Source organism: Sphingobacterium sp. SGR-19 (assembly GCF_011043555.1).
GTDB lineage: Bacteria > Bacteroidota > Bacteroidia > Sphingobacteriales > Sphingobacteriaceae > Sphingobacterium.
In genome coordinates this window covers 331525-348748 of record NZ_JAAKGS010000002.1, presented here as the reverse complement: position 1 = coordinate 348748, position 17224 = coordinate 331525, and the positions used below count along the sequence as shown (strand labels likewise).

Annotated in this window: 10 protein-coding genes; 4 read left to right on the top strand and 6 right to left on the bottom strand. The window is 40.7% G+C overall.

All coding sequences use genetic code 11. The annotated features are described in order from the left end of the window. Positions 1-273: 273 nt before the first annotated feature. Positions 274-1551: an FAD-dependent oxidoreductase gene (locus G5B43_RS05055; protein ID WP_165293628.1), complete on the bottom strand. Its 1278-nt coding sequence runs from the start codon at positions 1549-1551 to the stop codon at positions 274-276. A gap of 402 nt (positions 1552-1953) precedes the next feature. Between G5B43_RS05055 and G5B43_RS05050 the strand changes: the two genes are divergently transcribed. Beyond that, complete coding sequence (locus G5B43_RS05050) at positions 1954-3624, top strand: glutamine--tRNA ligase/YqeY domain fusion protein (RefSeq protein ID WP_165293627.1); 1671 nt, start codon at positions 1954-1956, stop codon at positions 3622-3624. 75 nt (positions 3625-3699) lie between these two features. Here G5B43_RS05050 and metF read toward each other — a convergent pair whose 3' ends face one another. The 4 genes from metF to G5B43_RS05030 form a co-directional block, all read right to left on the bottom strand. Next, entirely contained in the window at positions 3700-4656 is a 957-nt protein-coding gene (gene metF, locus G5B43_RS05045) for a methylenetetrahydrofolate reductase [NAD(P)H] (RefSeq protein ID WP_165293626.1), read from the bottom strand. Between the two features lie 177 nt (positions 4657-4833). Next, a complete protein-coding gene (gene rimM, locus G5B43_RS05040; protein WP_165293625.1) occupies positions 4834-5361 on the bottom strand; it encodes a ribosome maturation factor RimM in 528 nt (175 codons plus the stop codon). 418 nt (positions 5362-5779) lie between these two features. Then, positions 5780-6349, bottom strand: coding sequence for a 30S ribosomal protein S16 (locus G5B43_RS05035; RefSeq protein WP_165293624.1), 570 nt, complete (start codon positions 6347-6349; stop codon positions 5780-5782). A gap of 124 nt (positions 6350-6473) precedes the next feature. Further along, positions 6474-7463, bottom strand: a complete 990-nt coding sequence (locus G5B43_RS05030) for a hypothetical protein (protein ID WP_165293623.1) — start codon at positions 7461-7463, stop codon at positions 6474-6476. A gap of 310 nt (positions 7464-7773) precedes the next feature. On the opposite strand from G5B43_RS05030, the gene G5B43_RS05025 reads away from it, so the two are divergent. Together G5B43_RS05025 and G5B43_RS05020 are read left to right on the top strand one after the other, a co-directional pair. Beyond that, the gene (locus tag G5B43_RS05025; RefSeq protein WP_165293622.1) at positions 7774-11172 is read left to right on the top strand and encodes a UvrD-helicase domain-containing protein; all 3399 of its coding nucleotides are present in this window, start codon (positions 7774-7776) and stop codon (positions 11170-11172) included. Beyond that, on the top strand, positions 11169-14042 hold the full coding sequence (locus G5B43_RS05020) for a PD-(D/E)XK nuclease family protein (protein ID WP_165293621.1): 2874 nt from the start codon (positions 11169-11171) through the stop codon (positions 14040-14042). Before G5B43_RS05025 ends, G5B43_RS05020 begins: the two co-directional genes overlap by 4 nt. Here the strand turns inward: G5B43_RS05020 and G5B43_RS05015 are convergent, their stop codons facing one another. Continuing rightward, positions 14043-16124 (bottom strand): transglycosylase domain-containing protein, encoded by a 2082-nt coding sequence (locus G5B43_RS05015; RefSeq protein ID WP_165293620.1) that lies wholly within the window; start codon positions 16122-16124, stop codon positions 14043-14045. A 72-nt stretch (positions 16125-16196) separates the two neighbouring features. Between G5B43_RS05015 and G5B43_RS05010 the strand changes: the two genes are divergently transcribed. Beyond that, positions 16197-17219 carry a LacI family DNA-binding transcriptional regulator gene (locus G5B43_RS05010; protein WP_165293619.1) on the top strand — a complete coding sequence of 341 codons (1023 nt, stop codon included), beginning with the start codon at positions 16197-16199 and terminating at the stop codon, positions 17217-17219. Positions 17220-17224: the final 5 nt, after the last annotated feature.

Sequence of the window (17224 nt, the reverse complement as noted above, 5' to 3'; positions counted from 1 at the left end):
AATGCTAGGTCGATTTAGTCCGCATAAAAGCTGCCTATTATCGATCGCTTTCATTTACGCATGGTCTTAGCTAATCTGAAATTTTACTTAGAAGCTGCTATATAGGTTTTTGACACAGTATACAGGTAGTGTAATGTCCCACATTAACCTCAAAAGGTCGCATCCAAATTTTTGAGGTTGCAGAAAACCCATCCTTAGTACTATCCCTTTCCTCAAAGATTTGAAGCGACGAGCTTTTTGGTTCTTTTTCGCGGAGAAAAAGAACAATGAAATTTAATTAATAAAATCTCCTTGTTGGTCCACAGCTTTAACGTAAGGGTTAGCGTATCTATCCATAATGACAGCAAATTGATAACGGCTAACAAAAGCTTCTTCGTCAAAGCCACCTTCAAATCTTAACTTCGACGACCACTCTTTCGCTATCTGTTGATCCACTTCATCCCCACGTAGTCCTACAAATTTAATTAGGGACAGGAAATCTTTCCATTGGAAATCATCACCCTTATTATCTAAAAACCACAATTGACTTCTGGAATACAACCGGTCAAAAATGGGTTCCACTTCATCAAAACTTACGCGTTCATCTTTTTGGAAACGAAAACCATCATCTTTATGTAGGTTTGGTAAGACACTAGCCAACCCGAATCGTTGTAAAGCATAAAAGTGAGCGTCATCGATTGCAATATCTTGATAGGGTAAAATACGGGCGCCGTATGTCATTAACTCTGTCTGCAATTTTCGCACGTCCACCTTATCAACAGAAGTCTTGAAAAATGCCAAATAAGCTGCCGTTGCACCGACAGCTTGTCCAACCGCAGCCCGAAAAGGACTTAATGCTATATTCTCATCCAGTAATGCTGATATCCCTCGAAAATTAAAAAAGCCATCTTTTTCTCCCTCTAGAATATTCGCCAGTCGCGCCCCATACAACGCTTCACCGATTTGGCCCGCCGCCACTAATGTACGCACCTGTGCCAAAGACAATGCACGAAGCGGCTGCATCGGTTCGGTATCGTCTGGCCATGTTATATCCACTAAGCCTGACAGCTTTTGATTTTGGGATGCATCGACCACACATCTTACAACATATCTGTGTTTACTGGACAATTGAACTTCCCAGTCTCGTTTCCTCCGTTTAATAGATAACACGTCTTCTCCTCTCAATACTGTTAATTGCGGCAGCTTTCGCAATACTTTCTCTATAGCATTCTGAAATAGACGAGGATTCATTTCCCGTTTGACAACCTTCGCCAACGAATCGTCTGGAGACTTTGCAAGCGCCATTTCCATCAATAGTTCCATCCAGATCCCGCCATCTGTGTGCGGCATGGTTTCTATTTGTACTTCCTCCGTGGAAAACCCGGGCAGCAGTTGTTCCCCTTCTATTAGCCACATTGTTGGAACGTCCGATTTGGCGCTCTGTACAGCCACGGAGAATGCTAAAAGATCTGATCCATATACAATAACTTGAGGTTTCTTTGCTTTTTGTCCAAAACAAGGCTGTACAATAACAAATAGTAAAAGAAAGATAGTGCTTATGAGATATTTCATATTCGAAAATAAAGAATTTTTGTCTTTCTTTTTTTCTTGACAAAAAAAGAAACAAAAAAGTCAAGGCTTAATATTGTTTTGCTATTTTCCTTTGTTTATTCCTAAACAAAATAAAACTCGCTTCGCTCAAACATTATTTTGTTTTGAACGGAATAACCTTCAGAAAAATAACCGCAAAACAATATAAGGCCGTTTTAATCCGCGTTACGGCTATTCATTAATTCTCCACTTTTATTTACGCATTGCCCTATCCCCTCCTTAACTCTTAATGTCGCATCCGGATGTTTGAGGTATGTAGAAATTCATTCTTAGTACTATCCATTATCTCAAATATCCGAAGCGAAGATTTTTTTGGTTCTTTTTTGAGGGAAAAAAGAACTTAAAAAAGTTAACTTTGTAGTTATGTTAAACGAAGAAAAACCACTGAATTTCATAGAGGAGATTGTCGAAGAGGATCTCTTCAAAGGCAAACATGACGGACGTGTTCTTACACGTTTTCCGCCCGAGCCAAATGGTTATCTCCATATCGGCCATGCAAAGTCTATCTGTCTAAATTTTGGAATTGCGGAAAAATATAATGGAAAAACCAATCTGCGTTTTGATGACACCAACCCCGTAACGGAAGAAACGGAATACGTGGACAGTATCAAACAGGATATACAGTGGTTAGGTTTTAAATGGGCTGAAGAGCTATACACTTCCGATTATTTTGAAACATTGTATACATATGCTGTTGACCTGATAAAAAAAGGACTTGCTTATGTAGACGATAGCACTTCCGAACAGATCGCTGCCTCAAAAGGTACCCCGACCGAACCAGGTATACCTACACCATATCGCGACCGTAGCGTCGAAGAAAACTTACAGCTTTTCCAGGAAATGCGTGATGGTAAATATAAAGACGGTGAAAAGGTAGTCCGTGCAAAGATAGATTTGGCAAGTCCAAACATGCATTTACGCGACCCCTTGCTATATCGTATAAAGCACGTTCATCATCACCGTACGGGGGATAAATGGTGCATCTACCCTATGTATGATTTTGCACATGGTCAATCAGATTCTATTGAAAAAATCACACATTCTATTTGCACATTAGAGTTTATTCCACACCGTCCGTTATACGATTGGCTTATTGAGAAACTGGAAATATTCCCATCTAAACAATATGAATTTGCACGTTTGAATATGACCTATACCGTGATGAGCAAACGTAAATTATTGCAACTGGTCAACGAGAAATATGTAGAAAGTTGGGATGACCCGCGTATGCCGACTATTTCGGGTCTAAGACGTCGTGGCTATACACCGGCATCTATCCGTAATTTCTGTGAGCGAATTGGGGTTCAAAAGCGGGAAAATATGATCGACGTCGGCCTATTGGAATTTTGCATCCGTGAAGACCTCAATGCTACCGCTTGGCGACGGATGGCGGTACTGGATCCCATTAAACTCGTTATCACGAACTACCCGGACGGACAAACAGAGGATCTAATTGGCGAAAACAATCCAGAAGTAGAGGGAGGAGAAGGCTCGCGCATTATTCCTTTTTCGAAAGAGTTATGGATAGAACGGGATGATTTCATGGAAGAACCTCCTAAGAAATTTTTCCGGTTGGGACCGGGTCTTTCTGTGCGCCTAAAGCATGCTTACATTGTACAATGCGATGATTTTATAAAAGATGAAAACGGTAATATAACCGAAGTACATTGTACGTACGTACCTAATTCGAAATCAGGGGAAGACACATCAGGACTAAAAGTAAAGGGAACTATTCATTGGGTATCAGCTGCATATGCCAAAGAAGCCGAGGTGAGACTCTACGATCGTTTGTTCAATGAAGAAAATCCTGCGGCTGCCGAAGACTTCAAAGCATCTATTAATCCGAACAGTTTGCAAATTATCAATAAGGCTTATATAGAACCCGATTTGGCAACAGCAGAGACTGGTAAAGGTTACCAGTTTATCAGATTAGGATATTTCACCTTGGATACTAAATCGACTTTAGAGCACTTGGTGTTTAGCCGGACAGTCACATTAAAAGATAGTTGGGCTAAAGAGATTAAGAAAGGATAAACAAAAAAAAGATGAATGGCCATGCCCCCAAAAATTTAGACACTTTCTGGGGGCATTTTTATGATATAATTTATGCTAAGCCAACCGTTCCACAATTTTCTTCGTTGGCCCCGGATTACTCATGGTGTAGAAATGCAACACAGGAGCTCCAAATTTGATTAATTCTTTACATTGCTCCACTAACCATTCTTCCCCTACCTGTCGTACATCCGCATTCGTTTTGCAATTGTCTACTGCCTCACTTAATTCCTCCGGGATATCCAAATGGAAAATCTTAGGCAGTGTAATCAATTGTCTTTTGGTAGTCATTGGCTTTAGGCCCGGAATAATAGGGACATGAATACCATTGTCCCTACATTTCGTAACGAACTCTTTATACTTCTCGACATTAAAAAACATCTGTGTTACGATAAACTCGGCGCCCATTTCCACTTTTTTCTTCAACCATTTAAAATCGGTATTGAAATTCGGCGATTCAAAATGTTTCTCCGGATAGCCCGCCACTCCTATACAAAAATCTGTTTTTGCCGAACTTTCGATATCTTCATGCAAATATTTCCCATTATTCATATCAACAACTTGCTGCAATAAGTCGGTGGCATAAGCGTGTCCGCCGGGTGTGGGAACAAAATCGGGATCACCTTTTCTTGCATCACCACGAAGTACGAGTACATTGTCAATACCCAAAAAATTTAGATCGATAAGCGCATTTTCCGTTTCCTCTCTAGTAAACCCTCCACAAATCAAATGAGGCACAGCGTCCACTTTGTATTTGTTCATAATGGCTGCACAAATAGCGACTGTACCGGGCCTTTTCCGGTACGCAACACGCTCCAACAACCCGCTTACATGTTGCTTATATAGGTAATCTTCCCTATGATAGGTTACGTCAATGAACGGAGGTTTGAACTCCATAAGTTCATCCATTGTTTTAAAAATACTCTGGATACCTTGCCCTTTTGCTGGAGGCAATAGCTCAAATGAAAACAAAGTCTTTCCGTTTGCGTTTTTTATATGGTCTACAATTTTCATCTAATAAATTCTTCGTAAAAAGTGATGAAGTTATCTTTGTTCATTCATCCCTTCGACTGGCCAGCCAGCTGACGGATCATAATGGTTTCATCTTCTATCTGAAAGTCAAAAGTAATATTATTTTTCGTAACTCGCGATCCGTAATTCATAACTAGTCAGGAGCTACGCATTACAGATTTACGTTTCCCTATATATATCAATTAATCCTTGTGGCAGCTCTACTTCTAGAACCTGCTCTTCCGCATCAATTCCCAGAATAAGATCTTCACTTAAAGGAAACATCAACTCCTTCCCATCGAAATCAACGGTAGCAATAAATTGCTGCGGAAACTCTTGCACATCGATTATTTCACCGATCTCACCTTCATGTTCATCCACTACAAGATATCCGACAAAATCGGTGTAGCGAAAATCATCCGGGTCTCTTTCGGGCATTTTATCCTTGGGTAGATAGACCTTCTTTTTTATAAGCTCTTTCGTTTTGTCCACATGATCTATGTCTTCAAGATTTAAGTACGCCGTGCTGTTGTTCTGTAATTTTATACTATCTACAAAATAAGGTATCAACTTTTTGTTTATCTCCAAAAAGAGTACATTCAAGTCTAATGCCGTATAATCGGCGAATTCAAAATAAAGTTGCAACTCACCTTTTAATCCACGTGTCTTCGTGATGTAACCAATATAGAAAGCGTCGTTTATGTTCATAATATTAATCTTTTTCTTTTTTCTTGATGAAAAAGAAACAAAAAATCAAGGCTTGCATGGTTCCGCTATCTTTACTTATCTATTCCTAAACAGAATGAAACTCCCTTCGGTCAAACAGCATTCTGTTTTTAACGGAATATCCTGCGTAAAGCTGCCCGCGGAACAATGCGAGGCCGATTTAGTCTGCATTACGGCTATTCATTAATTCTCCACTTTTATTTGCGCAATTACATTATCCCCTCCTTAACTTCCAGTGTCGCATCCAAATATTTGAGGCTGTAGAAACCCACCCTTGGTATTATCCCTCTCCTCAAAGATTTGAAGCGACGAGTTTTTTTGTTTACTTTTTTCGAGGTAAAAAAAGTAAAAAAGCCGAATTTTCATAAACTCGGCTTTCTTGAATCTGTATGAATAAGATTTATCCTTCAGTTTCTTCTGCGTTTGCAGCATCTCCTGCTGTTGCTTCAGGGGCTTCCGCAGGAACTTCTGCTTCTGCTTCACCTTCTGCGGCTTCAGTTTCTTCTGCAACTGGAGCATTTTTAGCAGCAAGAGCGGCAGCTTTTTCTGCATTTTTCTTCGCTTCTACAGCAAGAGCAGCTTTTTTAGCTTCTTCTTTCGATTGAACTAAGCCTGTTTTCTTACCTTCAATCTTAGCGTCTTTTTCTTCCAACCACTTAGCGAATTTCTCTTCCGCTTGACCTTCGTCAAAAGCACCTTTCTTCACACCCCCTTCTAAGTGTTTTTTGTAAAGAACACCTTTGTAAGAAAGGATAGCACGAGCTGTGTCAGTAGGTTGTGCACCTACGTTCATCCAGTACAATGCCCTGTCGAAATCCAAAACAATAGTCGCCGGATTTGTGTTTGGGTTGTAAGAACCTAAACGTTCAATGAATTTACCGTCACGCGGAGCACGTGAATCTGCTACTACTACGTGGTAAAAAGGTTTTCCTTTTTTACCGTGTCTTTGCAATCTGATTTTAGTTGCCATTCTTTTTTAATTGTTTATGTATTCAACATATCCCCCGTGCTTCGCGCAAGAGGGGATGCAAAGATAACAATTAAAAACTAAAAAGGAAAAATTAAAATTTATCTAAAAATCGACTTCTTAAAGATTATTCGTAGCTAATTAACGTGCGCTGCATCGTGCCGTCTCCTTCTACAACAATTTCGGTGGGTAATTCTAAAGTATTAAAACGATAACTGTAGTTGGATTTCCCGAAAGACAAAAAAGGTTCCTCCGAACCCGTATATAAATCTGTCCAATGGGTATCTACCCCTTCCGGCCGCGTCCATCTATCTCCTATATCTTCTCCTCCTTCGATTTCTATACTTACCTGACTTCTGGCAATACAATTAACACTTACTACCTCAGTAAGCTTATAGGGATGAAAACCCAACTGCGTATAAATTCTCGCTAAATGATGTGGATTACTTAAATAGGTATAAGCCATTTCCATCTTGTATGGAATTAGACCTACAGGACCACCCAACCCAACTTCATTCTGTTTCAAATATCCATCACGTTGAACAGATACAACATTTTCGTTCTCATATATATAGTGTATTTCTTCTTCTTCTCCCAAAGTAACAATTAGAGACGGCAACGCTCGATTCATTTTACGATATTTAATGGTGGATGGTCTGCGATTGTCTCCCTCATAACTAAAAGTCGCTAACAACTCATCCTTTAATTTACTTTCTTGATAAGCAAATTCGTTAGAAACGGGTTGATGGTCATGGTGCTGGTATCTTTGGTATAGACTATCTACATAAACCTCTTTCAGTCTACCTTGTCCGTCCCAATGATAACTCAATCGTTCAAAATAATAATTGTCGCTAGGATTTATCTCTCCCTCCTTGGAATAAGCTACCTTGCCATCCGAACCGTAATAAAAAGTTTTGTAGCCGACCTTTACTACGCGACCCAATGCATCATATTCAAATGGATAAGTCGCGATTGCCACTTCAGATGGCAAACCTGGCGCTAAAGATCCAATACCGCTCCTTTGCATAGCTATCTGGATACTCGAAACCCTATCAAACAAAAGCTCTTCCATATCATCAGATGTACAGGCTGTTAACAACCCGCAAATGAATACCATATAGAGCAGTCTTTTCACAACTTTATTAATCAGCAGTTATACTATAATATACAAATATATGAAAAACAAGCTTTTACTCACTACATTTCATTATTTTTCTTACTAACAAAAAAGAAATACAGGAAATTCAATATCGTAGACACAAATAATAATATGACATATACATTTATTTCCTTGACGAATAAAAGATAGAGAAAAAAGATAAAAATAATACTGTTTACAATCAATAATATCTTCATGAGACAATGTTAAGCATTTTTCTTCAACTTCACTTTTTTGCCTTTTTCATTTTTACTTCTTACTTTGTACTATGAACACTGTTGCTCCTTTAAAAATATTGAAAGCCTCGGCCGGTTCGGGAAAAACCTTTAGTTTAACCCTGCATTACCTTACCTTATTGCTATCCAACGAAAATAGCTATCGGGAGATTCTTGCTGTAACGTTTACCAACAAAGCCACGGCAGAAATGAAGGAACGGATACTCCATGTTCTGCAAGGACTAGCGACAGCTGACAAAAGCCAAAAAATCGAGGACTTCAGACAACTCCTACTCGAACAATTTCCAAAATCAGATGCATCGGCATTGCAGCAAAAAGCATATCGTGTCTACCGCAAAATCCTACACGATTACAGTCGCTTCACCGTCAGTACGATAGACGGTTTTTCACAAAAAGTTATCCGCAGTTTTACCTATGAGCTCAACCTTGATGCCGCGTATAAAATAGAGATGAATACCTCCAAAGTAAAACAGGATTTATCTATTATGCTCAATCAGCTACTGGATGAACGTCCCGATTTACTGGAGTGGATTATCGAATATGCAGAACAAAAAATAGCCCGCAATGAAAATTGGAACTATCGGCAACAGCTTCTTGGCCTTGCTAACTTGATTTTTACCGAGAACTTCCAGGAGTTTAATGCTTATTTGGCCTCTGCCAAGGCTGGCGAAGTCTTTACGCTCCTCAATAAAGATGTCCAGGAGAAAACAAAATTTTTCTTCGATACCTTAAGCCAAACCATACAAACATTTACGGCGACCTTTCGATCATTTGATATTACAGCTGATGAACTTAAAGGAAAATCTCGAAACAAGCTTATCATCGCTAGCAAGATTAACGACAATGTTTATAAAAAATCTCCTTCTGAATTACAGAAAGATTTTGATCGCTTTTTGGCGTTATTGGATGATGAAGATCCCTATACTACAACGGATAAAAGTGTACGTTATGATATACGACAGGCATTGCAACCTATTCTCCAACAATTTGCGGATTTATACAGACTATTTCCCACGTTCATTGCCTACCAGTCCGTACAGAATAACTTGTATTACTTACGGTTACTTAAAGAAATGAGCGATTTGCTGAGCCAATGGCGAAGGGAAAATGGTGCACAACTCATTTCTGATGCCCAAATCTTGCTAAATCGGCTGGGGTTAGACGAGCACAACGACCCGACGTTCATTTGGGAAAAAATTGGCAATCGGTACAACTATTTCCTGTTCGATGAATTTCAGGATACGTCCCGTATTCAATGGAAAAATTACAGTCCATTACTCATTAACGCGCTCGGTAACGCCAAACAGAAAATAAACGAGCACCTCGTTGTTGGCGACGTGAAACAAAGCATCTACCGTTGGCGTAACGGCGATTGGCGTATCTTATTACAGCAGGTAGAAGACCAAGTCGCACAAGCTTTTCATTTATCCGAACAGCAACGTACCGGTTTTATTGAAAACGGTTCTTTAGAAACAAATTTTCGGAGTTTCCCCCATATCATTACATTCAATAATTACCTGTTTGGTAGCATTCCCCAAAAACTACAGAACGTTCTCAACGAGAAAGTAATGGAATGCCTCGATGAGGAAGGACAAGATTGGTGGACATCTTCCGGCAATGCCGAGATGCTCATAAAAGCTTATAAAAACAGTACGCAGCAAATTCCTCCCCATCGCCGCGATGATCCAAACAAGGTTGGTTCGATAGAAATACAGTATTTGCCCGTAGCGAATGGGATGAGGAGGCGAAACCAAGTCATGGAAGATGCTTTGCAACTCCTATGTGACAAAATCCATTCCTGGATCTCATCCGGTCGATACAAAGCAAAGCAAATTGGCATTCTGGTCAGAAGCAACGCGCAGGCGCGTCAAGTCATTGAAACATTAATGCTTTATAAAAACACCGCAGAACTGGATTTTGATGTCATCTCCGGCGACGCACTGTATCTGTCCTCCAATGATGCCGTTTTATTGCTTATCGAGACACTCAAAGCACTGGTATATACCACGGACAAACATGTTATCCACCGAGCAAAAATGGCGTACCTTTACCAGCTCGTCAATGGCCGACAAAAATTTGATGATGCCTATTGGCTGGTGTTTAAAAATAATAATCTTCACGATATCGAAGCCATTCTACCTGTCCATTTAACAGCGCAATGGTCGAGATTGCAACAATCGCCCCTTATACACTTAGTCGAACAATTGATAGAAGTCTATGGGCTTCATGAAACAGATAGTATACATATCCCCTATTTATTGGCCTTTAAGGATATAGTCTCCAATTTTTCCGCAACGGGTGAACGCGGCATTACCCAATTTCTACAATATTGGGAAGAAGACGCTAGCAACGCTTCGTTGCCGGCAAACGGAAAGATCGATGCGATTGAAGTGACGACTATACATAAATCAAAAGGATTGGCGTACGATGTGGTCATACTTCCTTTTTGTTCCTGGGATCTGGACGGGATGACCAATGGTGATTTTTGGATTGATACGGCCGGATCACCCTTTGAGGCACTTGGCAAAATACCCATAAAATACAGTAGCACCATAGGAAAATCGATTTTCTACAAGCAATATTTTGAAGAAATGCTGTTCAACTACATGGACGCGTTGAACACATTTTATGTAGCGACCACCAGGGCCGTACAGCATCTATATGTACTAGCTCCGTCGTTCAAGGAAAACGTAGATAAGAAAACAGGCGAGATACTTGGATTCGATATAAAAAACGAATATATCAGCGATGTGCTTTACCAGGTTTTATCCGATGAACATGCCCCGTTTCCGTTTCACGAGAATCATGTTTTGGCAGACCATCCTGTTCCCAAAACACCAGACGAAGCGTTATCCAAGCAAAAAGATCGTGAACATGCATCTAGGGAGACAAAAATGGAATACCGTAACGTCAGCTTGTCAACCTATCCGGTCTCCTCGGAATTGCAAAATGCCTTCGACAAATCCAACAAAAGGAACATCAATAACATCCTCATGTTGGAGAAAGCCGCCCAATATGGTATCCTCGCACACGAGATCATGTCGGAGATCACCAGTGAGCAGGAAGTAGATAAATTCGTCAACGATTACATCGAAAATGGAATATTGACGGAAGAAGATCGCCCTTTTATCTTACAAGAGATCTACCGGATATGGCATCACCCTATGATCCATCAATGGTTAACGGGCAGCTATAAAGTATGGAACGAAGCGAGCATCATCCTGGAAAATGGTGAAACGATTCGACCGGACAAAGTATTTACCAGTGAAAAAGAAACCATCGTACTCGATTTCAAATTCACGAAAGGCGACTACGCCGACCACCAATGGCAGGTGGACAATTACAAAAAGGCATTACATCATCTCGGATACACCAATGTCAAAGGGTATCTTTATTATGCCAAGATTAACGAATTAGTTGAAGTGAAATGAACAAACCTTTCTTACATAGTGTAGCAGAAGATATTTACAATCGCTTTGGAAACGATCTAGCGGACATTGCCATTATATTCAATAATAAACGCCCTATTACTTATTTGAAAAAACACCTGGCGGATGTATATGGCAAAGCGATATGGTCTCCACAGTTTTTTACGATACAAGAATTTTTCAAACAAGCTTCTGATGCTGCAGAGGCTTCACAGCTCAGCCAGTTCTTTTATCTTTTCCAACTGCATAATGAACAGTTGGTTGCCGAAGGTGCTGAACCGGAAACATTGGAAGAATTTTATCCGATAGCGGAAATTATCTTGAGCGATTTCGGGCAATTGGACTATGAGCTCGTGGATATCGACAGCATCTACATGGAGTTGTACGATACCACCAAGATTGATATCACCTTTCAACATTTTACGGCCGAACAGCAGTACTTCATCCGTCAGTTTTGGCAATCGTTCAGTATTGCTGGTCATAGCGGCCTACAACAACGCTTCCTTAAACTATGGAAACGACTACCTAAACTCTATAAAGCTTTCAAACAAAAGTTAACACAAGAAAAGCAAATAAATTATCCTACGTTGTATCGTAATCTGGTGGAGGGTCATGTTGCCCATCCAAATTTTATCCAGCGTTATAAAAAAGTATTATTCGTTGGTTTTAATGCCCTCAGCAAAGCCGAAGTACATTTATTCCAAAAGTGGCAGGAAGAGGGACGCGCGCTGTTCTATTTTGATGCGGATGCCTATTACATGGACGATGTACAACAAGAGGCTGGCTTGTTTATCCGGCGTAATATCAAAAGCTACGGACTGGTAAACGCACTAGGCGAAAGCCCGAACATATTGGGCAATAGAAATACAATCGTACAGTTGTATGCTTGCACTGGAAAAAATAGTCAAACAAAGATTTTACACGATGTCCTGGAAGCTTCCGGATTGTCAGATCAGAGCGCAGCTATTTTACTTGCGGATGAAAGCCTACTCGTTCCGCTGCTGCAAAGTCTGCCGGACGTCAAACCTAATATCACGACCGGTTATCCCCTTACACAATCGCCGATATACGGGCTTTTAAATCTATGGATGGATGTACAAGAAGAGATTTCACATCATCACAGACTCAAAATTCCTTTTCAATATATAGAAACCTTCGTGAACCATCCCTTGACAAGCGTCGCTATAGCTGAAAGAGAACGTTTGCTAAAAGACATAACCGATAAACAACTTTTCGAGGTGGATATTGATATGGTAACCATCGCGAGTAGTGTATTCCCTCGGTTTTTTAAGCCATTGGCTAATCCATCTGTGCTTATACCAACACTGGTGCACTTATTAGATAGTCTGCTGGTTTCTATAGCGGCGCAAGACCGCATTAGCCAGATCGATAGTAACCTGCTTATTGAAACAAAGAAAGTTTTAAATCAGTTAAAGCAGGGGATAGACAACATCGCACCTACCTCTATCGCTTTTCAGATCGGGTTAATTCGAAAAGCGATAGCCCCCATCAATTCAGCCATCGAAGGAGACCCCTTAAATGGTTTGCAAATCATGGGATTATTGGAAAGTCGTTGTTTGAATTTCGACCAGGTGTATATACTTGGAGCAAACGAGGGTGTTTTACCCAAAACCTCAAATTCCCCTACTTTCCTACCGAACAGCTTGCGCCAAGCGTACGATCTTCCTATACTGGAAAATCAAGATGCCCTTTCTGCTTATTTATTTTATCGTCATTTTCAATACAGCAACGGCCTCCACGTATTCTATAACAGCTTAGTTGACGAGAGCAGTACAGGAGAAGAAAGCCGCTTCGTTAAACAATTGCAATTCGAAAGCAACTTCCACTTTGTCGTTCATACACAACAGCAACCCATACGTTTCCCCGAAAACAGTAAAGAATTAGTCATACCGAAAGAAGGGGCTATATGGCATCAATTGTGGAATACGTTTATCGTAGAGAAGAAAAAACTGGCCGCTACGGCATTGACTACCTATCTGCAATCTCCCCTACAGTTCTTTTTAAAGTATGTCGCCGAAATCAAAGAGCCGCCCACTATTTCTCACGAATTCGAAATGAATAGGCTAGGTACTGTTATCCATAATGTGATGGAAACGCTCTTGAAACCTTATAAGGGATTTGCAGATTTCACGCCCACAAAAGTGTTGAAAACGAAGCTACCCGAAATCGATGAACTGGTCGTTCGGGAGATCGGTTTGCAATATCATACCGAAATAACATCCGTGGATGTACTAAATAGCATGCAGCGTATTATGCACAAGATCGCCTCGGCATATATCAACGTGTATTTACAATATGATATGGAACATTATAAGGCATTTCGTATCATCGAATTGGAGAATACGGAAGACTATACGTTCGACTTCCCGATGCTAATAAACGGAAAGGAGGAAACCATCCGCCTGTTCGGTATCATTGACCGGGTGGATGAGGTGCTCACGCATGATAACCAGGTGAGGACACGTATCGTGGATTACAAAACGGGCGGCGATAGTGTCGAATTTAAAAACCTAGAAAAGGTATTCGCACCTAACACCGAAAACAAAGCCCTAATACAGACCTTGTTTTATGCTTATGTATTTGAACAAGTGACAGGTCGAAAGCAGTTGGAACCGCATCTATACGTTGCCCGACGGATGCGTGAAGAGGGGACATTATTCCATAGCAAAGAATTTTTGGAAGCGGAAACCCTAACATTGGTTAAGGAAGAATTTACCACATTTCTACGCAGCACCTTGGAAGAGATTTTTAATCCGGACATCCCGTTTAAGCATTCCCCGGAAAGTAAGGTTTACCCGTCAGACCCCTATACATTGTTCTATCGGAATGCCGTAGAGGATGTGGAGGAATGATTATTCTTCGGGCGGATCCACTTCTTTACCAAACAGTTTCTCCAGCAGGCTTCTGCGCCGTGCCTCATCTCTTTCCATCTCTCGCATGATAGCTTCCTGTTCCGGGTCAATTTCTCGGAACGTGGTATCTATTATCCCTTTTGGTCGTGGTGGCCGTAATCCGGGTTCTAAAACGACGCCGTAGAAGCCGTAAGCTTCCGGCACTTGTTCGTCCTGCAATTGGCCAAGTTTATTCATGATATAACCATAGGTATTGAAGTGCCGCTGTACCCAAGGTTTCAAATGTCCGGTGTAGTCAAAAGAAGAAAGGCCCGTCTTCGGTCGTGGAATAATACTGGACAGGTATAAGCTTTCTCCGATATTCAATTGCGCAGGTGTTTTACCGAAATAGTACGAAGATGCTTCTTGAATACCGTATACATTTTTCCCCCACTCGATCACATTGAGATATACTTCAAACATGCGGTCTTTGCTCACTTGCCCCGACGCCTCCAACAACCAAACCAACAAGATTTCCTCAAATTTCCGCATCATGGTTTTATTCCTATTCAAAAAGACATTTTTCACTAACTGCATGGAGATCGTACTCGCTCCCCGCTTAAATGCACGTTCCTTGATATTCGTGGCGATGGACAACTTAAATGCTTCCTCCTCAAATCCCTTATGTTGATAGAAATAAGGATCTTCGGTATTCAGCACTGTTTTCTTTAGTATAGATGCCACTTGATTTAATGGGGTAAATTTTGGATTTTGCGTGCCGACCACAATCTCCCGCATGAGCACCGTATCCTCATACGCTTTATAGGTAAACGCATTATTCAATGCACGCACATCCGCTTTTCCCCACTTCACTATTTTCAGCTCTCTGTCGTCCATTTTAGATTTAAACACCACACTGTCCGGCTCAGCGAAATTCACGGAAAAATCAAGATCATATGCTATTTTTCCTTCCACTTGGATACCGTCCAACGTTTCAAACAATCCTTGCGGAATCGCATCAAATAATTTTTGCGCTTCGAACTTACCTGTATGCACGGACAGACTAACTACTTTATCGGGTTTGGGGATAAACTTGACATAAGGTTGAAATTCAAATTCCTTCACCCGGATTTTACTTTTGGGATCAATTTCTATCGCAGTTTTGCCGATATTGAGTTGGCCTTCGCCGATAGCTTCAGGAAGAACAACCTCATCTTCCGAAAGACGGTGGTGATGCACATGCAGGTTATCAAAAGACCATCTGCCGGCAAGTGTAAGAGAATCTTTCGTGACACGTTTCACTTGCGCAAGGTCAAACATTATTTTATCAAAACTTACGCGCAGACCAAATTTCCGACGTAGAAAAGGAAGTTCCACATTTTCTTCCTCAGACGATACTTCCACACGCAATTGCTGTTTATCGGGGTTTACACGTCCGCTCAAATTCCATTGCGCATCATGGTCATTCAGAAAAAGGCTTGTCTCGAAATCACCCCCATCCATCACCGCTTCCGGCAATCGAATCTGTTGGTGGACACTATCGTCTTGATAAGAAAGCTGAAAATTTTCTAATTCCATATTTCGCGGAATCTTAAAAAACACCTGCTTTATCACCCCGTCAATCAATGAAGCGTAATTACTTTCGGTATCTTCCGCTATCCTAACTGTCGTATCTTTTGCTTGCTTTTGAAATAGGAAATCATAATTACTGATCGAGTCTCGCTTTAGCAAGGTTACATCCGCATTTTGTAAAACTAGATTGCCAATTTTCACATCTCCGAACAGCAAAGGAAATAAGCGAACCGACACCGCCATCCGCTCAATCTTTGCGAGCGTGTCCCGTTGTTGCGGTATAACTTCAATATCCCGGAAAGTTACGGTAGTCAAACCCGTAAACGAATATTCCTGCACATTAAAATCAGTATGATACCGCTCAAGCAAGATGTTTTCTACTTTCGCCATCGCCTTATCCAACATCCGCGTGCGGACAGACAGGGCTATGATCAGTCCCATTATGAATAATAACAGAAGAACACCTCCGACTATGAAGGTCATTTTCTTTTGCTTTGCTGTTAAAGAAGGCAACTTTTCGAATATGCGCATACCAATCTATTTCCGTTTTAAAAATAGAATATTTTTTCTGAAAGCGTATGTTGTTTTTGATTAACTTAGTGCATGAAGCAACAATACGGAATTAAAGATATTGCGAAAATGTTGAATATTTCCGTTTCAACGGTATCGAGAGCCTTACGGGATGCCTACGACGTCAATCCAGAAACGAGAAAGAAAGTTCTAGAATTAACGGAAAAATTAAATTTCAAGCCGAACAAAAATGCAGCTGCCCTGGCCTCTGGCAGCACAAAGAATATCGGAGTGGTTATTCCGTTCATTACCAATTATTATTTTTCCACCGTTATCTCCGGAATACAAGAAGAAGCGTACAAGCAAGGCTATAACATTATACTTTTTGTTACCAACGACGATCTCGACAGAGAAAAGAAGTTACTGAGAAATATTGCAACAACGAGCCTAGATGGACTATTGATTTCTATTTCCTCCAATTCAGACACGCAAGATCATTTCGAACAATTAATGGAACAGGGCGTTCCGATGGTGTTCTTTGACCGAGTTCCTCATCATATTCACGTTTCGAAGATTATGCAAAGTGACTTTGATGGTGCTTATATGGCTACCAACCATCTTATCGAAAACGGATATCAAAAAATTGCGCATATCGCAGGGCCCAAAGAGCTAAATTTCACCGAAGAACGAATGAAAGGATATTTGGCGGCATTGGAAAATGCAAACTTACCACGGAACGATGATCATATTATTTTTTCTGGCTTTTCTCAAGTAGACGGATATACCGATACATTAACGTTATTTTCTTTAGAAGAAAAGCCCGATGCCATTTTTGCCGTCAATGACAGAAAAGCTGTTGGCGCCATTCAAGCATTAAAAGCAAAACACATTCAAGTTGGAGTCGAATTCGGCGTAATCGGTTTCACCAATGACCCTATTGCTACCGTCATAGAGCCTAACTTAACCACGGTAGAAGAGCCTGCGTTTGAAATTGGACAACAAAGTTGCAATCTCCTCATCAAACATATTAAAAATAAAAATCACGAGCCTCACGATATATTGCTACCAGGAAAGCTTATCATCCGGCAATCTGTTCGGTCGTCTCAAGACGCTTAACTTAT